At 66.9% G+C, this 25,910-nt stretch carries 26 protein-coding genes; 9 read left to right on the top strand and 17 right to left on the bottom strand.

Going from position 1 to position 25,910, the window contains the following annotated elements; all coding sequences use genetic code 11:
* Window positions 1-5: 5 nt before the first annotated feature.
* Window positions 6-1,016, bottom strand: a complete 1,011-nt coding sequence (gene speB / locus G6N59_RS01960; protein ID WP_138230601.1) for an agmatinase — start codon at window positions 1,014-1,016, stop codon at window positions 6-8.
* Window positions 1,017-1,104: 88 nt separating this feature from the next.
* Here speB and G6N59_RS01955 point away from each other — a divergent pair, with 88 nt between their 5' ends.
* Window positions 1,105-1,701: a helix-turn-helix domain-containing protein gene (locus tag G6N59_RS01955; RefSeq protein WP_138230600.1), complete on the top strand. Its 597-nt coding sequence runs from the start codon at window positions 1,105-1,107 to the stop codon at window positions 1,699-1,701.
* A gap of 6 nt (window positions 1,702-1,707) precedes the next feature.
* On the opposite strand, the gene G6N59_RS01950 is transcribed toward G6N59_RS01955, so the two are convergent.
* Window positions 1,708-3,111, bottom strand: coding sequence for a purine-cytosine permease family protein (locus tag G6N59_RS01950; RefSeq protein ID WP_138230599.1), 1,404 nt, complete (start codon window positions 3,109-3,111; stop codon window positions 1,708-1,710).
* 219 nt (window positions 3,112-3,330) lie between these two features.
* Here G6N59_RS01950 and G6N59_RS01945 point away from each other — a divergent pair, with 219 nt between their 5' ends.
* Genes G6N59_RS01945 through G6N59_RS01935 form a run of 3 tightly spaced genes read left to right on the top strand, consistent with a single transcriptional unit; the run spans window position 3,331 to window position 7,232 of the window.
* The gene (locus tag G6N59_RS01945; RefSeq protein ID WP_138230598.1) at window positions 3,331-4,728 is read left to right on the top strand and encodes an amino acid permease; all 1,398 of its coding nucleotides are present in this window, start codon (window positions 3,331-3,333) and stop codon (window positions 4,726-4,728) included.
* Complete coding sequence (locus tag G6N59_RS01940; RefSeq protein ID WP_138230597.1) at window positions 4,729-5,523, top strand: carbon-nitrogen hydrolase family protein; 795 nt, start codon at window positions 4,729-4,731, stop codon at window positions 5,521-5,523. It begins immediately after the preceding gene.
* Window positions 5,520-7,232, top strand: a complete 1,713-nt coding sequence (locus tag G6N59_RS01935) for a flavin monoamine oxidase family protein (protein ID WP_138230596.1) — start codon at window positions 5,520-5,522, stop codon at window positions 7,230-7,232. Before G6N59_RS01940 ends, G6N59_RS01935 begins: the two co-directional genes overlap by 4 nt.
* Before the next feature lie 113 nt (window positions 7,233-7,345).
* Here the strand turns inward: G6N59_RS01935 and G6N59_RS01930 are convergent, their stop codons facing one another.
* From G6N59_RS01930 to G6N59_RS01870, 13 genes are all read right to left on the bottom strand, one after another.
* Entirely contained in the window at window positions 7,346-7,540 is a 195-nt protein-coding gene (locus G6N59_RS01930) for a helix-turn-helix domain-containing protein (RefSeq protein WP_138230595.1), read from the bottom strand.
* A gap of 97 nt (window positions 7,541-7,637) precedes the next feature.
* A complete protein-coding gene (locus G6N59_RS01925) occupies window positions 7,638-9,263 on the bottom strand; it encodes an ABC-F family ATP-binding cassette domain-containing protein (protein WP_138230594.1) in 1,626 nt (541 codons plus the stop codon).
* Between the two features lie 55 nt (window positions 9,264-9,318).
* On the bottom strand, window positions 9,319-10,149 hold the full coding sequence (locus G6N59_RS01920) for an enoyl-CoA hydratase (RefSeq protein ID WP_163910850.1): 831 nt from the start codon (window positions 10,147-10,149) through the stop codon (window positions 9,319-9,321).
* 44 nt (window positions 10,150-10,193) lie between these two features.
* Complete coding sequence (trxA, locus tag G6N59_RS01915) at window positions 10,194-10,559, bottom strand: thioredoxin (RefSeq protein WP_138230592.1); 366 nt, start codon at window positions 10,557-10,559, stop codon at window positions 10,194-10,196.
* Window positions 10,560-10,604: 45 nt separating this feature from the next.
* Window positions 10,605-11,705, bottom strand: coding sequence for an NADH:flavin oxidoreductase (locus G6N59_RS01910; protein ID WP_138230591.1), 1,101 nt, complete (start codon window positions 11,703-11,705; stop codon window positions 10,605-10,607).
* An 88-nt stretch (window positions 11,706-11,793) separates the two neighbouring features.
* Complete coding sequence (locus G6N59_RS01905) at window positions 11,794-12,483, bottom strand: DUF8548 family protein (RefSeq protein ID WP_234884226.1); 690 nt, start codon at window positions 12,481-12,483, stop codon at window positions 11,794-11,796.
* A gap of 107 nt (window positions 12,484-12,590) precedes the next feature.
* On the bottom strand, window positions 12,591-12,965 hold the full coding sequence (locus G6N59_RS01900) for a metal-sulfur cluster assembly factor (protein WP_138230590.1): 375 nt from the start codon (window positions 12,963-12,965) through the stop codon (window positions 12,591-12,593).
* Window positions 12,962-13,450, bottom strand: a complete 489-nt coding sequence (sufU, locus tag G6N59_RS01895; protein WP_138230589.1) for a Fe-S cluster assembly sulfur transfer protein SufU — start codon at window positions 13,448-13,450, stop codon at window positions 12,962-12,964. Before sufU ends, G6N59_RS01900 begins: the two co-directional genes overlap by 4 nt.
* Window positions 13,447-14,691, bottom strand: coding sequence for a cysteine desulfurase (locus G6N59_RS01890; protein ID WP_138230588.1), 1,245 nt, complete (start codon window positions 14,689-14,691; stop codon window positions 13,447-13,449). The genes sufU and G6N59_RS01890 overlap by 4 nt, the downstream gene beginning before the upstream one ends.
* A gap of 29 nt (window positions 14,692-14,720) precedes the next feature.
* Window positions 14,721-15,488, bottom strand: coding sequence for a Fe-S cluster assembly ATPase SufC (gene sufC / locus G6N59_RS01885; RefSeq protein WP_138230587.1), 768 nt, complete (start codon window positions 15,486-15,488; stop codon window positions 14,721-14,723).
* On the bottom strand, window positions 15,485-16,663 hold the full coding sequence (sufD, locus tag G6N59_RS01880; protein WP_138230723.1) for a Fe-S cluster assembly protein SufD: 1,179 nt from the start codon (window positions 16,661-16,663) through the stop codon (window positions 15,485-15,487). Before sufD ends, sufC begins: the two co-directional genes overlap by 4 nt.
* Entirely contained in the window at window positions 16,660-18,087 is a 1,428-nt protein-coding gene (gene sufB / locus G6N59_RS01875) for a Fe-S cluster assembly protein SufB (protein ID WP_138230586.1), read from the bottom strand. Before sufB ends, sufD begins: the two co-directional genes overlap by 4 nt.
* Complete coding sequence (locus tag G6N59_RS01870; RefSeq protein WP_407665797.1) at window positions 18,084-18,845, bottom strand: helix-turn-helix transcriptional regulator; 762 nt, start codon at window positions 18,843-18,845, stop codon at window positions 18,084-18,086. Before G6N59_RS01870 ends, sufB begins: the two co-directional genes overlap by 4 nt.
* 106 nt (window positions 18,846-18,951) lie before the next feature.
* On the opposite strand from G6N59_RS01870, the gene mptB reads away from it, so the two are divergent.
* The 5 genes from mptB to G6N59_RS01845 all read left to right on the top strand — a co-directional run bounded on the left by mptB (window position 18,952) and on the right by G6N59_RS01845 (window position 24,266).
* A complete protein-coding gene (gene mptB, locus G6N59_RS01865; protein WP_138230585.1) occupies window positions 18,952-20,631 on the top strand; it encodes a polyprenol phosphomannose-dependent alpha 1,6 mannosyltransferase MptB in 1,680 nt (559 codons plus the stop codon).
* On the top strand, window positions 20,628-21,557 hold the full coding sequence (locus tag G6N59_RS01860; RefSeq protein WP_163910846.1) for an ABC transporter ATP-binding protein: 930 nt from the start codon (window positions 20,628-20,630) through the stop codon (window positions 21,555-21,557). Before mptB ends, G6N59_RS01860 begins: the two co-directional genes overlap by 4 nt.
* On the top strand, window positions 21,554-22,336 hold the full coding sequence (locus tag G6N59_RS01855; RefSeq protein ID WP_138230583.1) for an ABC transporter permease: 783 nt from the start codon (window positions 21,554-21,556) through the stop codon (window positions 22,334-22,336). The genes G6N59_RS01860 and G6N59_RS01855 overlap by 4 nt, the downstream gene beginning before the upstream one ends.
* 54 nt (window positions 22,337-22,390) lie before the next feature.
* Window positions 22,391-23,374: a COX15/CtaA family protein gene (locus G6N59_RS01850; protein WP_138230582.1), complete on the top strand. Its 984-nt coding sequence runs from the start codon at window positions 22,391-22,393 to the stop codon at window positions 23,372-23,374.
* Between the two features lie 88 nt (window positions 23,375-23,462).
* On the top strand, window positions 23,463-24,266 hold the full coding sequence (locus G6N59_RS01845) for a DeoR/GlpR family DNA-binding transcription regulator (RefSeq protein WP_163910843.1): 804 nt from the start codon (window positions 23,463-23,465) through the stop codon (window positions 24,264-24,266).
* Here G6N59_RS01845 and G6N59_RS01840 read toward each other — a convergent pair.
* A complete protein-coding gene (locus tag G6N59_RS01840; protein WP_138230580.1) occupies window positions 24,249-24,986 on the bottom strand; it encodes an inositol monophosphatase family protein in 738 nt (245 codons plus the stop codon). The two genes, G6N59_RS01845 and G6N59_RS01840, sit on opposite strands and share 18 nt — an antisense overlap.
* The gene (locus G6N59_RS01835) at window positions 24,983-25,798 is read right to left on the bottom strand and encodes a BtpA/SgcQ family protein (RefSeq protein ID WP_138230579.1); all 816 of its coding nucleotides are present in this window, start codon (window positions 25,796-25,798) and stop codon (window positions 24,983-24,985) included. Before G6N59_RS01835 ends, G6N59_RS01840 begins: the two co-directional genes overlap by 4 nt.
* Between the last annotated feature and the right edge of the window lie 112 nt (window positions 25,799-25,910).

Below are 25,910 nucleotides of genomic sequence, written 5' to 3'. Positions count from 1 at the left end.
GGCAGTTACCGGTTCGCGCTCATCACCGACAGCAGCTCGTAGCCGACATGCGCGGCCGCGATTCCCGTCATCTCGGCGTGGTCATAGGCCGGTGATACCTCGACGATGTCGGCGCCGACGACGTTCAGGCCGGTGAGCGAACGCAGCGAGTGCAACAGTTCCCGCGAGGTCAGGCCCCCGGCTTCCGGCGTGCCCGTGCCGGGCGCGTGCGCTGGGTCGAGCACGTCGATGTCGACCGAGACGTAGACCGGAGGGCCGCTTTTCCCGTCGCTTCGCCCGCCCTGGCCGGTCAAGCGCTTGACCATGCGCTCACGCACGCTGGCCAGCCCGTCGACCTCGTAGTCGTCGGACCGGATCACCTGGAAACCGAGGATCGCGTCGTCCTCGAGATCCTGCTTGCTGTAGAGCGGGCCGCGGATACCCAGGTGCAGCGAGCGCTCCATGTCGATGAGGCCCTCTTCGCTGGCCCGGCGGAACGGGGTGCCGTGCGTGTACGCCGCGCCGAAGTAGGTGTCCCAGGTGTCCAGGTGGGCGTCGAAATGCAGCACGGCGATGGGGCCGTGGTCGCGGTGCAGTGAGCGCAGGATGGGCAGGGCGATGGTGTGGTCGCCGCCGAGCGTCAGCACGGCGCTGCCGTCCTTGCGCAGCGCGGTCACCTCGGAGTCGATGGTCTCGATCGCCTCGTTGATGTTGAACGGGTTGACCCCGATGTCGCCGGCGTCGGCGACCTGCTGATTGGCGAACGGCGACACGTCGAGCGCCTGGTTGTAGGGCCGCAGCAGCTTCGAGGCCGCGCGGATGTGGCCGGGACCGAAGCGGGCACCAGGGCGGTAGGACACGCCGGTGTCGAATGGGACGCCGAGGATCGTGACGTCCGGTGCCGACACCTGATCCAGGCGCGGGACGCGGGCAAACGTCGCCGGTTCGGCATAGCGCGGAAAGCGGCTGGCATCGACCTGGCCGACGATCTCGCGGCCGTCGGGTGCGGTGGTCTTGATGTACCGGTCGAAGCTCATCGGTTCTCCAAATTCGTGGCGTGTGGCTTGGGTCTCATTGTTTCCGGCAGTAGAATTATTGTCAACCTTTGTTTCCTAGGAGGAAATTGTGGGCGGTTCCCCGGCAACACAACTGACCATCGCCGCTCGGTTGAAGGCTGCGCGCAGCGCCAAGCGCATGACTCTCGACGAACTCGCCGCGACCAGTGGCGTGACCAAGGGCTATCTGTCAAAGGTCGAGCGCGGCCAGTCCAACGCGTCGGTCGCCGCGCTCATCCGCATCTGCGACGCGCTGGAATTGCAGGTCGGCTCGCTCTTCGACGAAACACCCGTCGGCGAGGTGGTCCGCGCCGGGGCGTACCCGCCCATCGAATTCGGCGGCACGAAGATGAGCGAGTTTCAGCTGACCCCGACGGGCGAGCGGCGCTTCCAGGTCCTGCTGAGCGACATCGAACCCGGCGGCGGCAGCGGCACCGACACCTACTCGCTACCGGCCGAGGTGGAGTTCGCCATGGTCATCGAGGGCCGGCTGCACATCGATTTCGTCGAGGGCAACGGCAGCCGCATCACCCTCAACCAGGGCGATGCGCTGACCTTCGAGGCCGATCGCCCGCATGCCTTCCACGCCGACGCACAGTCCGGCGCGAAGGTGTTGTGGGTGCTGACCCCGGCCCTGGCCCACCGGCGGCTGGCCGAGGCCGAATAGCCGCCGCTATGCGGCGGCCAGTTCCTGACGGCTGCGGTCGACAGCGGCATGCTCGCCACTCAGATCGACGCCGCGCGTCAGGATGTAGTACGCCAGCCCCGACACCGCCAGGCCTACGATGAACGAGATATCCACTCCCCCAAGCATCTTGGCGATGGAACCCTCGAAGAACGTCAGCGAGACGAACGGCACCATCGACACCATGCCCAGGAGGTAGGCGGCCAGTCCACGCCACGACCAGCGGCCGTAGATCCCATCCGGCCGGAAGATGTCGACAATCGAGTAGTGCCCGTGCCGGACGAAATAGAAGTCCACCAGATTGACCGCGGTCCACGGGATCAGGAAGTACAGCATGAGCAGCACGAAGACGTTGAACGACTCGAGGTAACCCGCGGGCAGCGACAACGCGACGACGAACGCGATGAACGACGTGAGCGCGATGCCGATGACGCGCAACCGCACGGTCGGGGTGATCGGACGGAAGGCGTCGAGGGCACTCATGCTCGTCAGGCTCGCCCCGTAGGCGTTGACGGACATGATCGTCACCAGCGCCACCGAGGACACCACGACGGTGAAAGTGCCGAAGCCGGGCAATAATTGGTTGCCGACAGTCTGGATCGAGGCGATCGCGTCCGGCGTCGGCAGTGCCGATGCCAGCACCGCGCCGAACGACATCAGCCACACCGACGAGCCGGCCGCGCCCAGATACGTCCACCAGATGACGTGCTTGGCCGAGGTGTTCTCGGGCAGGTATCGCGAGTAGTCGGACACGTACACCGCGTAGGAGATCTGATAGCCGGCCGCCGCGGCGAACTGCATCAGGAAAACCGTCAGGGCGAACGTGCCGCCGTCCGGAACGGCGGCATTCAAGTGCAACGTCGACAGCGCATAGACGGTCAGGACGCCGAACACGATGATCAGCAGGTAGGTCAGCCACCGCTGCACGACCATCATGAGGTCGAAGCCGACGACGGCGATGACGATGGCCGCCACCATCAGCCCGAGGTACCAGAGCCAGTTGGGGCCGGCGAAGACCGTCTTGAAGCCCGAGGTCGCCAGGATTGTGTTGAAGACGTTGAAGCCGATGTACACGAAGATCACGGCGACAAACGGGACGAGGGCGCCGCGCGAGCCGAACTGGGCACGCGATTGGATCATCTGCGGCAGGCCCATTGTGGGGCCCTGGTTGGCGTGGAAGCACATGAAGAGCGTCCCGAAGCAGGCGCCCGCGACCGCGGCCAGCACCGACCACCCGGCGGACAAGCCGTTGGCCGGCCCGAGGAAGCCCGTGACCATCGTGGTCAACACGAAGTTCCCGGTGAACCAGAACGGCGCCTGGTGATGCACCTTGCCCCGGCGTTCCCGGTTCGGGATCCAGTCGATGGACCGGGTCTCGATTGCACCTGCCATGGCCATCCCCTTTGATGTGGCTCAGATCACTGCTCCATAGAGTAGGCAGCGGACGCAGTGAAGGCAACAATTGTTTCCTAGGTCACTCCACGTGTTGACAGATCGGAGTGACGTACCGCACTCTGTTACGCGAGTCACAAATCTCGTGGCGCGCCCTCCTCTCCACGGAGCTCTCCCTTGGCCATCATCCAGGCCCGACGGCCGGGCATTCTGCGCGCCATGAGCGCACAAAAGTCGGTTGACGACATCGTCGCCGCGAACGAAACCACCGACGGACCCCACCTCAAACGGTCGATGGGATTCGTCCATCTGACCGCCCTGTCGATCGGCGCCACGCTCGGCACCGGAATCTTCGTCATTCTCGGTGCCGCCGTGCCGAAAGCCGGTCCTGCGGTCCTGCTCTCGTTCATCCTCGCCGCCGTCACCGCGCTGTTCTCGGCACTGTCGTACGCCGAGCTCGCCGGCACCATCCCGGTCTCCGGAAGCTCCTACTCCTACGCCTACGCCACCATGGGTGAGTTCTGGGCCTGGGTGTGCGGCTGGTGTCTGATGCTCGAGTACGGCGTGTCCGTCGCGGCTGTGGCCGTCGGCTGGGGCGGCTACATCAACACGCTGCTGCAGCAGCTCCTCGGCATCGAACTCCCCGCCGCCGTCACCGGCGCGCCCGGCGAGGGCGGCGTCATCAACCTGCCGGCCATCGCGATCGTCGTGCTCGCGTCGATCCTGCTGCTCAAAGGGGCGTCCGAATCTGCCGTCGTCAACACCGCGATGGTCATCCTCAAGTGCGTCGTCCTGGTGTTCTTCTGCGCCGTTGCCTTCACCGCGTTCAAGGCCGGCAACCTCACCCCGTTCATGCCGCTCGGTTTCGTCGGCGTGTCCGCGGCGGCCTCGCAGGTCTTCTTCTCCTACATCGGCTTCGACGCGGCGTCCACGGCCGGCAACGAGGCCAAGAACCCGAAGCGCGACCTGCCGCGCGCCATCATGGCCTCGCTGCTGATCGTCACCGTCCTGTACCTCGCTGTCGCGCTGGCCGCGCTCGGCGCGATGAGCTGGACCAAGTTCAGCGCCGACGAGGGCGCCACCCTGGCCGTCGCGCTCAGCGGCATCACCAGCAGCAACGTGCCGGCCATCATCCTGTCCATCGGGGCCGTCATCGCCATCGCGAGCGTCGTCCTCGCCGTCCAGTACGGACAGACCCGCATCCTCTACACCATGGCCGTCGACGGTCTGGTGCCCGCGCTGTTTGCCAAGATCAACCCCAGGACCTTCGTGCCGACCTGGAACATCGTCATCTGCGGCGTCGTCGTGTCGCTGCTGGCCGGCTTCGTGTCGCTGGGTGAACTCGCCAATGCCACCTCGATCGGCTGCCTGTTCGCCTTCGCCCTGGTCAACATCGCCGTCATCATCCTGCGGCGGACGCGGCCGGACCTCGACCGCACGTTCCGGCTGCGGCTGTTCCCCGTCGCGCCGGTGCTGGGCTTTCTCTTCTGCTGCTACCTGATGTGGGCGCTGCCCATCGCGACGTGGATCGCGTTCGGCATCTGGGGTGCCCTCGGCCTCGCGGTCTACTTCGGCTACAGCATCAAGAAATCCAAGCTACGAGTGGACACTGCATAGATGATCACCGTCGGCACGTTCCAAGGTCCCCAGGAATCCGGGACCGTCGCCGAGAACCTCGCCGCCATCGCGTCGGCGGCCAGACGGGCCGCCGCCACCGGCTGCCGGATCGTCATCACACCCGAGATGTCCGCCACCGGTTACAACATCGGCACCGCGATCGCCGAGCGCGCCGAGCCCGCCGACGGCCCGATCTTCCAGGCAGTCCAGCAGATTGCGCGCGACACCGGAGTCGCCGTGGTCTACGGCTATCCCGAAGCGACAACGGGTAAGCCGTACAACAGCGTCCAGGTCGTCGACCGCGACGGCCAATCGCTGGCCAACTACCGCAAGACCCATCTGTACGGCTTCGACCGCGACTTCTTCACCCCGGGCCCGCAGTGGGTCACGCAGTTCGAGCTCGATGGCATCACCTGCGGACTGCTGATCTGCTACGACATCGAATTCCCCGAGAACGCCCGCGCCCACGCCGACGCCGGCACCCAGTGGCTCGTCGTCCCCACCGGACTGATGGAGCCGTGGAGTTTCGTTGCGACGCACATCGTTCCGGCACGCGCCTACGAAAGCCAGCTGTTTCTGTCGTACGTCAACCGCACGGGGTTCGAGAACGGCCTCGAGTACTGCGGACTGAGTTGCACCATCGCGCCCGACACAACCGAACTGAGTCGCGGTGGCCGCACCGAGGAACTCCTCGTCACTCACGTCGATCCCGGCGCGGTAGCCGTGTCCCGCGCCGTCAACACCCATCTCAGCGATCGCCGCCGAGACCTCTACCAGGAGAACCACACCCGATGACGGTCCCCCAGCCCATCGCAGAAACCCAGCTGTCCGACGAGCCGGCAGCCAAGCCCATCACGATGTTCGGGCCGGACTACCCCTTCGCCTACGACGACTACGTGTCCTCGGCCGAGGGCCTCGGCTCCATCCCCGCCGACCGCCACGGCACCGAGGTCGCGATCGTCGGCGCCGGCTGCGCCGGCATCACCGCCGCCTACGAGCTCATGAAGATGGGCCTCAAACCCGTTGTCTACGAGGCTGATCAGATCGGCGGCCGGATGCGGTCCATCCCGTTCGAGCACGCCCCCGACGCGGTGGCCGAAATGGGTGCCATGCGGTTCCCGCCCACCTCGACGACGCTCTACGAGTACTTCGACAAGGTCGGCATCGAGACCATCGAATTCCCGAACCCGCTCTCGGTCGCGGCGCCCAGCACCGTCGTCGACCTCAAGGGCCGGACGTACTACGCCGAGAAACTCGCCGACCTGCCACCGGCCTTCACCGACGTGGCCGACGCATGGCGCAAGACGCTCGAGGACGGCGCCGATCTGCACGCGATCCAGCACGCCATCCGCGAGCGCGACACCCAGGCGCTGAAGTCGGCGTGGGACAAGCTGGTTCGTGAACTCGACGACGAGACGTTCTGGGGCTTCCTGACCAAGTCGCACCACTTCCAGTCCTTCGAGCTGCGCGAGATCTTCGGCAAGGTCGGCTTCGGCACCGGCGGCTGGGACACCGACTACCCGAGCTCGATGCTCGAGATTCTGCGCGTCGTCCTCACCGAGGCCGACGACAACCACCGCGGCGTGGTGGGCGGTTCCCAGCAGCTACCGCTTCGCCTGTGGCAGCGCTCCCCTGAACGCCTCGCCCACTGGCCGGCCGGCACGTCGCTCGAAACACTGCACGGCGGCCGGACCCGGGGCGCCGTCACCGACATCCGGCGTACCCATCCCAACCGCTACACGATCACCGACGCCGACGGGGAGACGCGCACCTACGACGCTGTCATCGTCACCGCCCAATCGTGGATGCTGCTCAACAACATTCGCTGCGACGACGACCTGTTCCCGCCGAACGTGTGGTCGGCCATCGAGCAGACGCACTACATGGGTTCGTCGAAGGTGTTCGTCTTGGTCGACCGCCCGTTCTGGAAGGACAAGGACGCCCAGGGCCGCGACGTCATGTCGATGACGCTGACCGACCGGATGAGCCGTGGCACCTATCTGCTGGATCAGGGGCTCGACGCGGCCGGCAACGAGAAGCCCGGCGTCATCTGCCTCTCGTACACCTGGGAGGACGACTCCCGGAAGATCGTGCCGCTGAACGCGACCGAGCGCATGGACCTCATGCTCAAGTCACTACAGGCGATCTACCCGAACGTCGACATCCGCAGTCACATCATCGAGACACCGAAGACGGTGTCGTGGGAGACCGAGCGCAACTTCATGGGTGCGTTCAAGGCGAACCTGCCGGGCCACTACCGCTACCAGGAGACGCTCTACACCCACTTCATGCAGCGCGATCTCGACGCGCGCCATCGCGGTATCTACCTGGCCGGGGACGATATCTCGTGGACGGCGGGATGGGCCGAGGGCGCGATCACCACGGCACTCAACGCCGTGTGGGCCGTGATGGACCAACTCGGCGGGGCGACATCCCCGACAAATCCCGGCCCCGGCGATGTCTTCGACGTCATCGCCCCGCTCCGGCTGACGGACGAAATCTAGCGTCCGCTAACGGCTTATGAAGCCGCGGAGACCGTCTTGTGCGCACCGCCGAACGCGCAAGACGGCTCCGCGAATGTCTATTCGCGGCGAAAGGGGCTGAGCCGCAAGGGCGTTCAGGCGACCTTGCGGCTGCGGTGATTCGGGCCGCCGCGGCTGCGCATGACGGCGCCCGACTGCACCAACATGCTGTGCACCGACCCGTAGGATTTGCCGGACGTGGCCGCCAACGACCTGATGCTGGCGCCACTTTCGTAGGCGTTGCGCAGCTGGGTCATCAACTGGTCGCGAGATGCCTTGGATTGCCTCATCGCCGGTCCCCTGACTCTCCCCCGGCGGTATGCCGGGCTGACGGGATTCAGCGTAAGAAACTGCAGTCGCTCGGCGCGGGCGATTCGATGAATCGCGTCAGGCCAATTCGATGAGATCGCGGTAGGTATCCGACCAGAAGTCCTCGGTGGCGTCGGGCAGCAGCAACACCCGCTGCGGATTGAGCGCCTCGGCCGCACCCGGATCGTGCGTCACCAGCACCACCGAGCCCGCGTAACTGCGCAGGGCGTCGAGCACCTGCTCGCGCGACGCCGGGTCCAGGTTGTTGGTCGGTTCGTCGAGCAGCAGCACATTGGCGGTCGAGGCGACCAGCCCCGCGAGAGCCAGCCGGGTCTTCTCACCACCGGACAGCGTGCCGGCAGGCTGCTCCAACTGCGGGCCGGTGAACATGAACGCACCCAACAGGCCGCGCAGATCCTGCTCGCCCGTGTCCGGGGCGGCGTGCCGGATGTTCTCCCACACCGTCGCCGCGTTGTCGAGGGTGTCGTGCTCCTGGGCGAAGTACCCGATCTTGAGGCCGTAGCCCGGCTCGATGCCGCCGGCGTCGGCGGTCTCCACGCCGGCCAGCAGACGCAGCAACGTCGTCTTACCGGCGCCGTTGAGACCCAGCACGACGACGCGCGAACCGCGGTCGATCGCGAGGTCCACGCCGGTGAAGATCTCCAGCGACCCGTAGGTCTTGGTCAAGCCCTTGACGATCAGCGGGGTCTTACCGCACGGCGCCGGGGTCGGGAACTTGATCTTGGCGACCTTGTCGGCCACCCGCTCGGCATCGAGCTCGGCGATCATGCGCTCGGCGCGGCGCAACATGTTCTGCGCTGCAACGGCTTTGGTGGCCTTGGCGCCCATCTTGGCGGCCTGCGCCCGTAGCGCACCGGCCTTCTTCTCGGCGTTGGCACGCTCGCGGCGGCGGCGCTGCTCGTCGGTGGCGCGGGCGTCGAGGTACTTCTGCCAGCCCATGTTGTAGACGTCGGCTTCGCCACGCACGGCATCGAGGAACCACACCCGGTTCACCACATCGGCGAGGAGTTCTACGTCGTGGCTGATCACCACGAGGCCACCGGTGTGGCTCTGCAGGAACCCGCGTAGCCAGCCGATTGAGTCGGCGTCGAGGTGGTTGGTCGGCTCGTCCAGCAAAAGCGTGGTGTTGGAGCCCGAACCCTCCGATGCGGCGAACAGGATGCGGGCCAGTTCGATACGGCGACGCTGACCACCGGACAGGGTCCGCAGCGGCTGGGTCAGCACCCGGTCCGGCAGGCCCAGGCTGGCGCAGATTCGACCGGCATCGCTCTCGGCGGCGTACCCGCCCAGAGCCGAAAACCGTTCCTCCAGAACGCCGTACCGGCGCACTGCCTTGTCCCGGGCGGCCTCGTCGACCACCTCGGCCATGATGGCCTGCTGCTTCTCGAGGTCCGCAAGCAGAGTGTCCAGTCCGCGGGCCGAGAGCACCCGGTCGCGGGCCAGGACGTCCAGATCGCCTTCCTTCGGATCCTGTGGCAGGTAACCGACTTCCCCGATCCGCTCGACCGAGCCCGCATAAGGCTGGCCTTCACCGGCCAGGATGCGCAGCGTGGTGGTCTTGCCGGCACCGTTGCGGCCGACCAGACCGATCCGGTCCCCCGGCTGGATGCGCAGGGCGGAGCCCTCGAAGGCCAGCAGCGTGCGCGCTCCGGCGCGGACCTCCAGGTCCGTTGCGGTGATCACGCTGTGCTCCTATCCCGGGTCGCTGCGCTCCGGCCATTCGGCGCGCCACCCACGTCTACTTGTCGTCTGTGAAGACCGCGGGTCGTTTCTCGGCGCGCGCGGCAACCGCCTCTTCGAAGTTGGCGGTGAGCAGTCGGATGAAGAGCTGACCCAGGCCTTCGGCCTGCATATGGCTCTCCAGACTACCGGCGTCCAGTCCACTCCAGAGAGTCCGCTTGGTCAACTCGATTCCCGGACGGGAGAACCCGCCAATCCTCTCGGCCATGTCGAAGCAGGTTTGCAGGAGCTCATCGTCGGCCACCGTGCGGGACACCAGGCCGATCCGCTCGGCCTCCTGGGAATCGATGTCGCGGCCGGTGAGCATCGCCTCGAACGCCCGGGAGGTGCCGATGGCCCGCGGCAGCAGATAAGACAGTCCCAGCTCGCTGGCGGTCAGCCCATTGTTGATGCCGGCGGCCCGGAAGTAGGCGCCCTCGGCGGCGACGCGGATGTCGCAGGCCAGCGCCAGACACAGCCCGCCGCCGATCGCGGCGCCGTTCACCGCAGCGATAACCGGCTGGTGGAGCTTGCGCAGAGCCAGGATGACGTCGTCGAGCACCTCCATGGAGCGCAGCGCGAACGTCGGGCGGGTCAGCCCGGCCACGTGCGGCACCGACCCCGCCGACTTGTGGTCGGCACCCGAAGAGAACCCGCGTCCGGCCCCGGTGAGGACGACCGCGCGGACGGTGTTGTCGTTGGTGATCTCGTCGAGCGCCGACCTGAGCGGAACCATGACGTCGAAGGCCATGGAGTTCATCCGCTCGGGGCGGTTCAGGGTGACCAGTGCGACGCCGGGGCGCGGATGGTCGACGAGTACCAGTGGGGTCTGTTTGCTCACGTCCTGCACGCTAGCGGGTGCGAAAGATCACACCCGCCGGCAGTGCGGATTGCTCAGATGTCGGTGGTCGCGCTGTCGTCGGCCAGCGCGGCTTCGATGTCGAATTCCTTGATCTGACTGATGACCTCGTCGAGCTGGTTCGCCGCGAGCATGCCCGAGTGCCGGAATACCAGCTGCCCCTTCTTGAACGCCATGAGGGTCGGGATGGCCTGAATCTCGGCCGCGGAGGCCAGACCCTGCTCGGCCTCGGTGTCCACCTTGGCGTGGAAGACGTCGGGGTGCTTCTCAGACGATGCGGTGAACGTCGGAGCGAACGCCCGGCACGGCCCGCACCATGACGCCCAGAAGTCCACCAGCACGATGTCGTTGTCACTGATGATGCCGTTGAATTCGGCGGCGGTGATGTCCTTGGTGCTCACGCTTCTCCCAACGTTGCTGTGTACCTGCTTGTTCCCAGTATCTGGTCAGGCCAACCGAGCCAGCGCACTGGCCGCGTCGTAGCCATTGAACCCGTCCAGGGTGCCGGTGCGCAGGCGGTTGACCCAACCGGGGTCCGCGAGCAGTGCCCGGCCGATCGCGATCATGTCGAACTCGCCCGCGTCGAACTGTTCCACCAACTGGTCCACCGGTCCCGGCTCGATGACCTGGCCGGGCTTCTCGGACCGGAATGCGGTCTGCAGGCCCACCGAACCGACCGCGATGACGGGCGTCCCGGTGACCTTCTTGGTCCAGCCGGCCAGCGTGAGGGCCGGGTCGACGTTGGGGAACGCCGGCATGTAATGCCGGCGGGTCGAGGGATGCAGCGCGTCGACCCCCGCGTCGACGAGCGGTGCCAGCAGTTCCTGCAGCTGCATCGGATCGTCCGCGATGGTGGCCGCGTAGTCCGTGCCCTTCCACTGCGAGAACCGGTAGATGATCGGGTAGTCGGGGCCGACCGCGGCACGCACCGCCGCGACCACCTCGGCCGGGAAGCGGGTCCGGTTCGCTACCGAGCCACCGTATTCGTCGGTGCGCAGATTCGTTCGGGTCCATAGGAATTGGTCGAGCAGATAGCCGTGCGCGCCGTGCAGTTCGACCGCATCGAAGCCGACCTCCTTGGCGCCTCGCGCCGCCTCGGCGAACCATTGCGCGACGGCGGGCAGCTCATCGGCTGCCAACGCCCGGCCGATCGGTTCGCCGTGGCCATTGACGCCCGACGGACTGACCGGGGCCACCCCGTCGCGGTCCCCGCGTTCGGCGCCCTGGTGCCACAGCTGCGCCGCGATGGTCGCACCGTGGCGATGCACCGCGCCGGTGACGTTGCGCCAGCCGTCGAGCGCCCCGGCGCCGACCAGCGTCGGGATGTCCTGGGAGCCGGCCGCCGACGGGTCGCCCAGCCGTACGCCTTCGGTGATGATCAGGCCCACCCCGCCGGCAGCCCGGCGGGCGTAGTACTCCGCCACGTCAGGCCCTGGGACACCTCCTGGGGACGCCTGCCGGGTCATGGGAGCCATTGCGAACCGGTTGGGGACGGTCAGGTTCCGCAGGGCGAGTGGGGCGAAGAGTCCAGATGCATCGACGGTCATGAGCCTATGCAACACCGCCACGGCTCAACCGATTCCACCGACGCCCGCCTGCCGGTCACTGACCGGCAGGCACGCGGCCGACGGCAACTCACCCCGGACGGCGTGATTCGAATCGCCAGATCGCCTGGTGCAGCGCATCGACGTCCCATCCCGCCGCGTCCGCAACCGCGGTGAGCAGCTCCCCCGCGTCGACGGAGCCGTCGTCACCGCTCTCGCGCGCGACGTATCCCGCTACTGTTCGGTCGGCGCCGGGCAACTCCGCCAGCATCAGTAGGAAGCGCCAGGTGAAGCCCGAACGCTGACCCGGCACGGCACACCACGCGCTCTTGGCCTCCTTCGCCGGCTCGGGATCCGCGGCAACCACGCGCAGCTCTTCGGCGGTGCGAATGCCCAAACCAACCAGGGCCTGCGCCGCCTCTGTCAGTGCCACCGATCGCAGCGGTGCGTCCTTCGCCGTGGATGTCGGCCGCCGATTGCCGATCTGGCCCGCCCACTGTTGCGGTCCGCCGAGCGCCTCGACGTTGGCGAGGAGTTCCCGCGCACCGTCGGTGTCGGCGTCACCGCCTTGTCCAGCCCGGTAGCTGCGGTACCGACCGATGATCCTGTCGACGGTCAGATGCCGTGCACCAGTGGCGTAGATGGCGTCAATCATGCACAGCGCCAACGAGTTCGGATACCTGACCGGCTTCGGCCAGCCGGCCGGATCACCGAGATCACGTTCGCACGCGGCTCGCAATTGTTCGATGTCGGCATTCATCGTGGTGCCTTCCTGTCGCATCGGACCTGAGTGGTCCTGTTGCGCTGGAAGCTAGGGAAGGCGACCGACAAGAATGCCGCGAAAAGGCCTCAGAACCGAGAGTTATCCACAGGCGGGAAAACCGAGAACTAGACGGTGAAGCCCAGCGCCCGAAGCTGCTCGCGGCCGTCGTCGGTGATCTTGTCCGGGCCCCACGGCGGGTTCCACACCCAGTTCAGCTTGAGGTCGGTGACCAAGCCGGCGCCCACCAGGGCGGTCCGCGACTGGTCCTCGATCACGTCGGTCAACGGGCAGGCCGCCGACGTCAGCGTCATGTCGAGCTTCACGACGGTGCCTTCGTCGCCCTCTTCGAGGGTCATGCCGTAGACGAGGCCGAGGTCGACGACGTTGATGCCGAGCTCGGGGTCGACGACGTCGCGCATGGCCTCCTCGACGGCGTCGAGCAGTTCGGGATCGTCGACCACGTTGGCCGCGGTGGTGGCTTCGGGTGTGGCTTCAGTCATCGCTTGTCCTCCGCATTGGTGCCGACAGCCGCCAGCACGGTGTCTGTGGCGCTCGCCTCGGCGAGCGCGGCTTTGAACGCAGTCCAGCCCAGCAGCGCGCATTTCACCCGTGCCGGGTACTTGGCGACACCGGCGAACGCGATGCCGTCACCCAACACATCTTCGTCCCCCTCCACGTTGCCGCGGGAGGAAATCATCTCGGTGAACGCGCCGACGGTCTTGAGCGCTTCATCGACGCTCTGACCGATCACTTGGTCGGTGAGCACCGACGTCGACGCCTGGCTGATCGAGCAACCCTGGCCGTCGTACGAGATGTCGGTGACGGTCTCGCCGTCGTCGGACAGCGTCACCCGCAGCGTCACCTCGTCACCACAGGTCGGGTTGACGTGGTGCACCTGCGCGCCGAACGGCTCGCGCAGCCCGCGGTGATGCGGGTGCTTGTAGTGGTCCAGGATCACTTCCTGGTACATCTGTTCCATTCTCACGCGAAAAACTCCACAGCTCGCTTGACCCCCGCGACCAGCCGGTCCACTTCGTCGAGGGTGTTGTAGACCGCGAACGACGCCCGGGCCGTGGCGGCGATACCGAATCGCCGGTGCAGCGGGGCCGCGCAGTGATGCCCGACCCGGACCGCGATGCCTTCGTCGTCCAGGATCTGGCCGACGTCGTGGGCGTGCACTCCGTCCAGCACAAAACTCACGGGCGAACCGCGGTGCTCGGTGGTGGTCGGTCCGATGATCCGCACCTGCGGAATCCGGGCGAGTCCGTCGAGCGTGGCAGCCACCAACTCGGCTTCGTGTGCCTCGACGGCGGCCATCCCGATGGCGTCGAGATACCGTGCGGCAGCGGCCAGTCCGACGACCTGCGAGGTCATCGGGGTACCGGCCTCGAACCGCTGCGGCGCCGGCGCGTAGGTCACCGACTCCATGGTGACGGTCTCGATCATGGACCCGCCGGTGAGGAACGGCGGCAACGCGTTCAACAGGGCCCGACGGCCGTACAGCACACCGATTCCGGTGGGCCCCAGCATCTTGTGACCCGAGAACGCGGCGAAGTCGACGTCGAGGCCGTGGAAGTCGATCGGCTGGTGCGGCACCGACTGGCAGGCGTCCAGCACGGTCAATGCGCCAACAGACCGCGCCCGCCGGACGATCTCGGCGACCGGCGCGATGGCACCCGTGACGTTCGAATGATGAGTGAAGGCAACAACTTTCACGCGGTCATCGAGCTGCAGCGAATCCAGGTCGATACGGCCGTCATCGGTAACCGAGTACCAGCGCAGCTCAGCGCCAGTGCGGCGGGCGAGTTCCTGCCACGGGATCAGGTTGGCGTGATGCTCCAGCTCGGTGGTGACGATGACGTCCCCCGGCCCAACCACGCGGTCGAACCGGTTGTCCCCCACCGCGTACGACACCAGGTTCAGCGCCTCGGTGGCGTTCTTCGTGAACACCAGCTCGTCGACGTCGGCGCCGACGAACGCCGCGATGTCAGCACGGCCCTGCTCGTAGGCGTCGGTGGACTCCTCCATCAGCTGGTGTGCACCACGGTGCACCGCGCCGTTCGAGGTCGTCAGAAACTGCCGCTCGGCGTCGAGCACCTGCAGCGGCTTCTGCGACGTGGCCCCGGAATCCAGGTACGCCAACTGATTCCCGCCACGCATGACGCGGCTGAGAATCGGGAAATCCGCCCTGATCCGCGTGACATCCAAATGAACCGACGCTGTCACCGCCTATGCTCCTCGCGTCCGCACCACGGTCAGGCCTCGGCAGCCGCGGCGGTGTAGCGCTCGTAGCCGTGCTCTTCGAGCTCGTCGGCCAGCTCCGGACCACCGGACGTGACGATCCGGCCGTCGAAGAAGACGTGCACGAACTGTGGACGGATGTAGCGCAGAATGCGGGTGTAGTGCGTGATCAGCAGAACACCACCGTGTTCGGCTTCGGCGTAGCGGTTGACGCCCTCGGACACGACGCGCAGCGCGTCGACGTCGAGACCCGAGTCGGTCTCGTCGAGGATGGCGATCTTCGGCTTGAGCAGGCCCAGCTGCAGGATCTCGTGGCGCTTCTTCTCACCACCGGAGAAACCTTCGTTGACGCTGCGCTCGCCGAACGCCGGGTCGATGTCCAGCTCGGACATCGCCGTCTTGACCTCTTTGACCCAGTGGCGCAGCTTGGGGGCCTCGCCACGGACCGCGGTCGCGGCGGTGCGCAGGAAGTTCGACATCGAGACGCCGGGCACCTCGACCGGGTACTGCATGGCGAGGAAAAGCCCAGCACGGGCCCGTTCATCCACGCTCATCTCCAGCACGTCCTCGCCGTCCAGGGTGATGGACCCGGACGTGACGGTGTACTTGGGGTGGCCGGCGATGGCGTACGACAGCGTCGACTTGCCAGAACCGTTGGGGCCCATGACCGCGTGGGTTTCGCCCGACTTCACGGTCAGGTTGACACCCTTGAGGATCGGAACGTCGGCACCGTCGGGTGCGGTGACCGAGACGTGCAGGTCCTTGATTTCCAGTGTGGTCATGAGTTGTTGCGTCCTTCAGTCAGTTCAAGTTCGTGTTCGATGGCGGCGGTCAGGCGGTCGCGGACTTCCGGCACGGCGATCTTCTGGATGATCTCGCCGAAGAAGCCCCGGACCACCAGGCGGCGGGCCTGGTCCTCGGGAATACCGCGGGCCTGCAGGTAGAACAGTTGCTCGTCGTCGAAACGTCCGGTGGCACTGGCGTGTCCGGCGCCGACGATCTCGCCGGTCTCGATCTCCAGGTTGGGCACCGAGTCGGCGCGGGCACCGTCGGTGAGCACCAAGTTGCGGTTCACCTCGAAGGTGTCGGTGCCCGTGGCGGCGGCCCGGATCAGCACGTCGCCGATCCAGACGGTGTGGGCGTCGGGCTTGCGCGAATCCGGATCCCCTTGCAGCGCACCCTTGTAGAGCACGTTGGAGCGGCAGTTCGGCTGCGCGTGATCGACCAGCAGTCGCGACTCGAAGTGCTGGCCGTCGTCGGCGAAGTAGAGGCCGAGCATCTCGGCGTCGCCGCCCTGGCCGAGGTAGCGGGTGCGCGAGGTCAGCCGCACGACGTCGCCGCCGAGGGTGACCGCGACGTGCCGCAGCACGGCGTCCTTGCCCAGCGTCGCGTGGTGGGTGCTGACGTTCACGGCGTCGTCGGCCCAGTCGGCGATCGACACGACGGTCAGCCGGGCCGCGTCACCGACGACGAATTCGATGTTGTCGGCGTAGGTTCCGCTGCCAGTCTGGTCGATGACCACGACGGCTTCACCGAGTTCGGCGACCCGCAGCTGCAGGTGGCCGTACGCGATCTTGCCTTCGCCGGGGCCGGCGATGGTGATCTCGACGGGCTCGGCGACCTGGACGTCGCGACCGACCGACACCACAGTCGCCTCGGTGAACGACGAATAGGCCTGGGCGGCAACCCGGTCCGCGGGCACACCACCCTGGCCCAGGCGTGCATCATCGCGGCCGACGGTCTCGACCGTGACGCCGTCGCGCTCCGAAACCTCAACGCGCACAGCGCCGGTGGCCTCGGCAGAGCCGTCGTGCAGGCCATGCAGACGCTTCAGCGGCGTGAACCGCCAGAGCTCGTCGCGGCCGCCCGGCACCTCGAAAGCGTTGACGTCGAAGGACGTGAACAGCTCACCTTTGTTGGTGACAATGCCCTCAACGGGTTCAGTCAAACTCACTATCCGACAGCGCCTTCCATCTGCAGCTCGATCAACCTGTTCAGCTCGAGCGCGTATTCCATTGGGAGTTCCTTGGCGATGGGCTCGACGAAGCCGCGCACCACCATCGCCATGGCCTCGTCCTCGGTCAGGCCGCGGCTCATCAGATAGAACATCTGATCCTCGCTGACCTTCGAGACCGTGGCCTCGTGACCCATCGTGACGTCGTCCTCGCGGATGTCGACGTACGGGTACGTATCCGAGCGGCTGATGTTGTCGACCAGCAGCGCATCGCATTTCACGCTCGACTTCGAGCCGTGCGCGCCCTTGTTGACCTGGATCAGTCCGCGGTACGACGACCGGCCGCCACCACGGGCCACCGACTTCGACACGATGTTGCTCGACGTGTTCGGCGCCAGGTGCACCATCTTGGCACCGGTGTCCTGGTGCTGGCCTTCACCCGCGAACGCCACCGAGAGCACCTCACCCTTGGCGTGCTCGCCGGTCATCCAGACCGCCGGGTACTTCATGGTGACCTTGGAACCGATGTTGCCGTCGATCCACTCCATGGTGGCGCCGGCCTCGGCGCGGGCCCGCTTGGTCACCAGGTTGTAGACGTTGTTCGACCAGTTCTGGATGGTCGTGTACCGCACGCGCGCACCGGGTTTCACCACGATCTCGACGACGGCCGAGTGCAGCGAGTCCGACTTGTAGATCGGCGCGGTACAACCCTCCACGTAGTGCACGTAGGAGCCCTCGTCGGCGATGATCAGCGTCCGCTCGAACTGGCCCATGTTCTCGGTGTTGATCCGGAAGTAGGCCTGCAGCGGGATGTCGACGTGCACGCCCGGCGGCACGTAGATGAACGAGCCACCCGACCACACGGCGGAGTTCAGCGCCGAGAACTTGTTGTCACCGGCCGGGATCACGGTGCCGAAGTACTGCTTGAAGATCTCCGGGTGCTCCCGCAGTGCCGAATCGGTGTCGAGGAAGATGACGCCCAGCGCCTCGAGGTCTTCGCGGATCTGGTGGTACACGACCTCAGATTCGTACTGCGCCGCGACACCGGACACCAGGCGTTGCTTCTCCGCTTCCGGGATGCCCAGGCGATCGTAGGTGTTCTTGATATCGGCGGGCAGGTCGTCCCAGGTCGCCGCCTGCTTCTCGGTGGACCGCACGAAGTACTTGATGTTGTCGAAGTCGATGCCGTCGAGGTCACTGCCCCACCGCGGCATGGGCTTCTTGTCGAAGATGTGCAGCGACTTCAGCCGGAAGTCGAGCATCCATTCCGGCTCGTTCTTCTTCGACGAGATGTCGCGGACGACAGCCTCATTCAGCCCACGGGTCGCGGCGGCGCCGGCGGCATCACTGTCAGCCCAGCCGTAGCCGTACGTGCCCAGGGAGGCAATGGTCTCCTCCTGGGTCAACTGTTCCGGGGTGGTCGTCATTGCGACACTCCTTCTTCTTGGGTCGCTGGGTGGATGGCTGCTGAGGAAGTTGATGCCGCGGGTTCCGGTGTGACCGGGACATGCGTCGTACACGCGCAGTCCCCGTTGACGATGGTGGCCAGACGTTGCACGTGGGTGCCGAGCACTTCGGCGAACGCTTCGCGCTCGGCGTCGCACAGCTCGGGGAACTCCTCGGCGACGTGCGAGACCGGGCAGTGGTGCTGGCAGATCTGTACCCCGCCGATGGGTCCCGTCACCGGAGTGGTCGTGGTGGCGTAGCCGGCCTGGGTCAGCGCCGCGGCCACCTGGTCCGCGGTATCGGCGATGTCCGGTGTTGCCGTGACGCCGGACAGGATCGAGTCGATGCGACGCCGGGCGAACGTGCGGATGGCGTCGTCGCCGCCTATCTCGCGCAGCTGGCGCATGGCGGCCGCGGCGAGGTCGTCGTAGGTGTGACCGAGCTTGGCGCGCCCGGCAGCAGTCAGCCGGTACCGCTTGGCGGGCCGGCCACGGCCGTTGTGCTGCCAGGCCGCAGCGGCACTGGACTCGGCGTCGCCGGCGTCGATGAGCGCGTCGAGATGACGCCGCACACCGGCCGCGGAGATGCCGAGATGCTCGCCGATCTGGGTCGCGGTGACGGCCCCTTCCAGCAGCAATTGCACGATGGCCGAGCGGGTGTGACCGTCTGAGACAGCCGTTGCCGACGTCACCGCGGTCGCGGTGCCGACAGCTTCGGACGCTCCGGACGGCAATTTCACAACACCATTGTGACGGAATTCGGAGAGCGAATCTAGGAAGGTAACCCTTATCACCGGCGCAGCGGAGTTGAGCGATCCAGAACGGGGCTACGGCTAATCTGCTCTGATGCCCGACCGCCTTCAGCACCTGAGCACGGCCGTCGCGCATTGGCATGCCGACGAGCCGTCCGTCGGCTACCCGCTCAACGCCTCCGAGATCGCCTCGCTGCGCCGGACCCGTCGGTTCGGCGCCACCGGAACCGTACTGATGGCCATCGGAGCGCTCGGCGCCGGCGCCCGGCCCGTCGTGCAGGATCCGACGTTCGGGGTCCGCCTGCTGAACCTGCCGTCCCGCATCCAGACCGTCTCGCTGACCATGACGACCACCGGTGCCGTCATGATGGCGCTGGCCTGGCTCATGCTGGGCCGCTACACGCTGGGCAAACGCCGGATGTCCCGCAGCCAGCTGGACCAGACGCTCATGCTGTGGGCGCTGCCGCTGCTCATCGCCCCGCCGATGTACAGCAAGGACGTCTACTCCTATCTGGCGCAGAGCCAGATAGCCCGGATAGGCCTGGACCCGTACCGTGTCGGCCCGGCCACCGGTCTCGGCCTGGACCACGTCTTCACGCTGACGGTGCCGAGTCTGTGGCGAGAAACACCGGCCCCCTACGGGCCCCTGTTCCTGTGGATCGGGCGCGGCATCTCGGAGCTGACGGGCGACAACATCGTCGCGGGAGTGCTCTCGCACCGACTGGTCGTGCTACTCGGCGTCGCGGCCACGGTGTGGGCAACGCCACGCCTGGCCCGTCGCTGCGGTGTCGCCGAAGTCAGCGCCCTGTGGCTGGGACCCTGTAATCCCCTGCTCTTCATGCACCTCATCGCCGGCATCCACAACGAGGCACCGATGCTGGGGCTGATGCTGGCCGGCACCGAATTCGCCATGCGCGGCATCGATTCCGGGCAGCCCCTCATCCCACGGCCACTGAGCTGGCCGCGGCACCGCGAGGTCTGGGCCCAGTGGTGGCCGATGGCGATGCTGCTCACCGGAACCGTGCTGATCGCCATGTCGTCGCAGATCAAGCTGCCGTCGCTGCTGGCGCTGGGGTTCGTGGCGATGGCCCTCGCCCGCCGGCTGGGCGGGACGGTCAAGGCCTTCTTCCAGGCCTGCGTGCCGTTGGGCGTGGTCGCGCTCGCGGTCATGGCACTCATCGGCTGGGCCAGTGGGCTGGGCTTCGGCTGGCTGTTCACCCTCGGCACCGCGAACGTGGTGCGGTCCTGGATGTCCCCGCCTACGTTGGTCGCCCTCGGCACCGGCCAGGTCGGCATCCTGCTCGGGCTCGGCGACCACACCACCGCGGTGCTCGGCTTGACCCGCGGGATCGGCGTCTTCGTCATCGGCGTGCTGGTGACCTGGCTGCTGGTATCGGTGTTGCGCGGCCGCCTGCATCCGCTCGGCGGCCTCGGCGTCGCCATGGGTGCGACGGTCTTGCTGTTCCCCGTGGTGCAGCCCTGGTACCTGCTGTGGGCGATCATCCCGCTGGCGTGTTGGGCCACGCGACCGGGCTTCCGCGGCACCACCATCGTGGTGACGTTCGTCGTCGGCGTCTTCGGCCCGACGGCCAACGGCGACCGGTTCGCCCTCTTCCAGATTCTCGACGCCACCCTGGCCAGCACGGTCATCGTGCTGCTGTTGATCGCGCTGACCCGGGGTCGCCTGCCGTGGCGCGGATTGCCGCAAACCGACAACGGTGACGCCCCTGGTAGCGCCGCTGCCAGGTCCGACGCTTACGCTGAATCACCGTGAGTTCCGGTGAGACGCCCGTATTGCTGCGCGGCGTCAGTAAGCGCTACGGCCATGTCCAGGCCGTAAACAACCTGGACCTCGAGGTGCACCGCGCCGAGGTACTGGCCCTGCTCGGACCCAACGGGGCCGGTAAGACCACCACCGTCGAGATGTGCGAAGGCTTCAACAAACCCGACTCGGGCAGCATCTCGATCCTGGGCCTGGACCCGACGGCCGACAACGCCAAGCTGCGCGCACGCATCGGCGTGATGCTGCAGGGCGGCGGCGGCTATCCCGCCGCCAAGGCCGGCGAGATGCTGAATCTGGTGGCGGCGTACTCGGCCAACCCGCTGGATCCCCAATGGCTGATGGACACCCTCGGCCTCACCGAAGCCGCGCGCACCACCTATCGCAGGCTGTCCGGCGGCCAGCAGCAGCGCCTGGCGCTGGCCTGCGCCATCGTCGGACGTCCGGAACTGGTGTTTCTCGACGAGCCCACCGCCGGCATGGACGCCCACGCCCGAATCGTGGTGTGGGAGTTGATCGAAGGTCTGCGCCGCGACGGGGTGACCGTCGTACTCACCACCCACCAGCTGACCGAGGCCGAGGAACTCGCCGACCGCATCGTGATCATCGACCACGGCGCCGCGGTGGCCGCCGGTACTCCCGCCGACCTGATGCGCGGCGGCGCCGAGAACCAGCTGCGCTTCACCGCACCACCCAAGCTGGATCTGTCACTGCTGGTCTCTGCACTGCCCGAGGGCTATCGAGCCAGCGAAGCCGCCAGCGGCGAATACCTCGTGGAGGGGCATATCGACCCGCAGGTGCTGGCCACCGTCACCGCCTGGGCCGCGCGGCTGAATGTGCTGGCCACCGACTTGCGCGTCGAGCAACGCAGCCTCGAGGACGTGTTCCTCGACCTGACCGGACGGGAGCTGCGGTCGTGAGTACCGAGACGAATCGGTTCGCCCCGGGGACGTTCACCCCGGACCCCAGGCCCGCGGCCGTCCCTGCGATGCTGGCGGCGCAGTACGGCCTCGAGCTCAAATTGCTGCTGCGCAACGGCGAGCAATTGCTGCTCACCATGTTCATCCCGATCACGCTGCTGGTCGGACTCACGCTGCTGCCGATCGGCTCGTTGGGCGACCATCGCCCGGGGACGTTCACCCCGCCGATCATGGCGCTGGCGGTCATCTCGACGGCGTTCACCGGGCAAGCCATTGCCGTCGCATTCGACCGCCGGTACGGCGCTCTGAAACGCCTCGGTGCCACCGCGCTGCCGGTCTGGGGGATCATCGCCGGCAAGTCGCTCGCCGTGGTCACCACGGTGTTTCTGCAGTCAATCCTGTTGGGCGGCATCGGCATTGCGCTGGGCTGGCGGCCGACCCCGCTGAGCCTGCTGTTCGGCGCCGCGATCATCGCGCTCGGCACCGCGTCGTTCGCCGCGCTGGGTTTGCTTCTCGGCGGGACCCTGAAGGCCGAGATCGTGCTGGCCCTGGCGAATCTGTTGTGGTTCATCCTCGCCGGGCTCGGCGCACTGACCATCGAGCACCGCGTGGTCCCCGAGGCGTTGCGCTGGGTGGCCCGGCTGACACCGTCCGGCGCGCTGACCGAAGCCCTGACGCAGGCCATGACGCTGTCGGTGGACTGGTTCGGCATCGCGGTGCTGGCCGCCTGGGGCATCATCGCCGGGCTGGCGGCGATGCGCTGGTTCCGGTTCAGCTGACCAGCCCGGACCCTCTACTACAGGTGGTAGTTAGCCGTCACCTACGCTTGGACCGTGTTTCGCCGCCTGGTTGATCTACTGCCTGACCCCAGCTTGCGTGCGCAGCGTCTGATCGCTGCGCTCGTCGTCCTGACGCAGGCCGGGATCGCCGTCACGGGCTCCGTCGTCCGGGTGACCGCATCCGGCCTCGGGTGCCCGACCTGGCCGCAGTGTTTCCCGGGCAGCTTCGTCCCGATCGCACACCCCGCAGTGCCGCGCATCCATCAAGCCGTCGAGTTCGGCAACCGCATGATCACCTTCGCCGTCGTCATCACCGCGATCGCCGCCGTGTTGGCCGTCACGCGGGCGCGCCGCCGACGCGAGGTCCTGGTCTACGCCTGGCTGATGCCGGCTTCGACGGTCCTGCAGGCGGTGATGGGCGGCATCACCGTGCTGACCGGCCTCCTCTGGTGGACCGTTGCGATCCACCTGATCGCGTCGATGCTGATGGTGTGGCTCGCGGTGCTGCTCTACGTGAAGATCGGCGAACCCGATCCCAAAGACCCCGATTCCAAAGACGGAGCGGGCGTGTCGGTTCTGCTGGTGCCGAAGGCGCTGCGCGGCCTGACCGCCCTGAGCGCGACGGTGCTGTCACTGGTACTGGTGACGGGAACGTTGGTGACCGGCGCCGGGCCGCACGCCGGCGACAAGAGCATCGAACGGCCCGTGGCACGGCTGCAGGTCGAAATCACCACGCTGGTCCACGCACACTCGTCGCTGTTGTGGATCTATCTCTCCCTGCTGGTCGGTCTGGGCTTCGGCCTGGTCGCCGTCGGTGCGCCGGCCGCGGTCCGCAAGCGCCTGCTGGTCCTCGTGGCGGTGGTGTGCGGCCAGGCCACAATCGGAGCCGTGCAGTTCTTCACCGGGGTCCCGGCCGTCCTCGTCGCATTCCACGTCGCCGGTGCCGCCGCGTGCACGGCATGCACCGCGGCGCTGTGGGCGTCGATGCGTGACCGGGTGGCGCCGACGAATGACGATGCGGTCCGACCCGCGCACTGACTGTTGGGACATCACAAGCTATCTCGCCGAACGCGCAGAGACCTGTGATTGCTGTGATTAATTAACAACTGTGCTTTACGCTGTCCCCATGGCACCCGGCATGAACGCCCAGTCCCGGCGTGCGGCGATCGCCGCACGTATTCACGCCGACCGCGAAGTGGACTTCTCGACGCTGGCCGACGAGTTCGACGTCTCGGCCATGACGATTCGCCGCGACATCGAGCGCCTGGAGGATCAGGGCATCGCGCGGCGGGTTCTTGGCGGCGCAATCGCGTTCGGCGGCAAGTCAACCGAACCGTCGTTCGCCGCGCGTGCCGCGGACGCCGCCGACGAGAAATTGCACATCGCCCGCGCGGTTGCCGATCTGCTGACCCCGCGTGAAACCGTGATCCTGGACAGTGGCAGCACGGTGCTGGCCGTCGCCCGTGCCATCAGGGGCCGCGATCTGGGACTCACCGTGATCACCCCGAGCGTGCTGGTCGCCGTCGAGCTCGCCGACGAGCCCGATACCACCATCCTGCTCACCGGAGGAAGAGTCCGCCCCGGCGAGCTGAGCCTGATCGGCGCCGAGGCCGAGGACTTCTACCTGCGCTACAACTGCGACACCTACGTCATGGGCATCGCCGGGGTGGACGGGAAGCGTGGCGCCTCGGAGTACCACCGCGAGGAAGGCAACGTGAAGCAGGCCGCCATGCGGTCCGCGGACCGGGTGATCGTGGCCGCCGATGCCACCAAGCTCGGTCGGGTCCAGCTGATCAATGTCGCGCCGGTGTCAGCGATTTCGATCCTGGTGACCGACGGGCCTCCGACGCATCCCACCGTCGAGGCGCTGCAGTCAGCCGGCGTTTCGGTGGTCTGCGTCAACGCCGAACGGTCAGCTCCAGAGCGCTGACAACACCGTGGCGCATCCCGCCGGCCGCGACACCCGGACCCCGGCCTCCTCGGCGATCAGCGCACCTGCCGCCCAGTCGTGGATCGCGAGGTCGTCCTCGACGAACGCATCGAGGCTGCCCTGTGCCACCAGACACAGATCGATGGCCGCAGCACCAAAGCGGCGCATATCGGTGTAGTCGGTCATCAGAGCACCGAGCTCACGAACCTGGCGACGGCGATGCGACGGATCGTAGGACAGCCCGGTACCGAGCAGGCGCGCCGACGATTCCACCATGATCAGCGGGAGGCGATTGCCACCCGATCCCGAATCAGTTTGTGCCCCAAGGTTTTTTGCGGCGCTCCAGAGGACGCCCAGCGCCGGCGCGCATACCGCGCCGGCCAGCCAGCTACCGTCGGCCGTCGACCTCGCCGCCACTGACGTGGCGAAATACGGGATTCGCCGGGTGTAATTGGTGGTGCCGTCGAGCGGGTCGACGACCCATTGCACCGGCCCGGCACCGATATGCTCGGGCAGTTCCTCGCCGAGTACTCCATCGTCGGGCCGGGCGCTGAGCAACACCGCTCGCACCGCCTCCTCGGCGGCACGATCCACGGTGGTCACCACATCGCCCGCGGCACTCTTGGTCTGCGCCGCTACCGGTTCGCCCCACTGCTGCAAACACACCGCGGCCCCATACCGGGCGGCCTCGACCGCCAGCACCCGCAGCTGTTCGTTCATAGCGTCCGCCGGAACTCCGTGACCGCCGCCATCAATTCGCCGACCCGGGAGGCCACGGCACGGTTTTCGAACACGCCGTCCTCCTTGAAGTAGGTGCCCACGACGGCACCATCGGCGATCGACAGCTGGTCGGCGGCATTGTGTGCCCGCACCCCGGTGTTGACGAACACCGGCACCGCGCCCGCATTGTTCTTGACCACCTGCAGCGCCTGGGTATCTGTCGATGCCCCCGCGGTCAGCCCGGAGACGCAGATGGCGTCGGGTTTGGTGGCGAACACCGTCGTCGCGGTGACCGACGCCAGATCACGGTCGGCCAGGTAGACCGCCGACTCCGGGACGATATTGAACAGCAGCTTGACCCCGTCGCCACCCACCCGATGACGGTGCCGGGCGACCTCACCGACATTGGTGTTCCACAGACCGAAGTCGCTGGCGTAGACCCCCGTGAAGATCTCCCGGACCCACTGCGCGCCGGTGGCCACGGCCAGATCGATCGAGGCCCGGCCGTCCCACAACACGTTCACGCCGTAGGGCACCGAGAAGTCGGGCAGCAGCTCGCCGATGATCCGGGCCATGGTGATCGCCGTGATCGGTTCGGTCTTGGTCAGGTACGGCAGGCTGAACTCGTTGGAGATCATCACGCCGTCAACGCCACCCTCTTGCAACGCGGCCAATTCGCCACGAGCCCGGTCCACCACCGCGCGAATGCCCGCGGCCGAGTCGAATCCAGGGTCACCCGGCAGCGCCGACAGGTGCAGCATCGCGATTACGGGCTTTCGCACGCCAAATACCTCGTCAAGCCAGTTGGTCATGGGGCGCCTCTCTACTTTCGTTCATCGGGGTACGTCATTGATGTGCGTTACTGAATCACATTAATCGTACATATTTACGTGATTTTACGTGACTATTACACAAATCATGTGA

The organism is Mycolicibacterium aubagnense (genome assembly GCF_010730955.1).
GTDB lineage: Bacteria > Actinomycetota > Actinomycetes > Mycobacteriales > Mycobacteriaceae > Mycobacterium > Mycobacterium aubagnense.
This window is presented reverse-complemented; position numbering and strand designations above follow the sequence as displayed.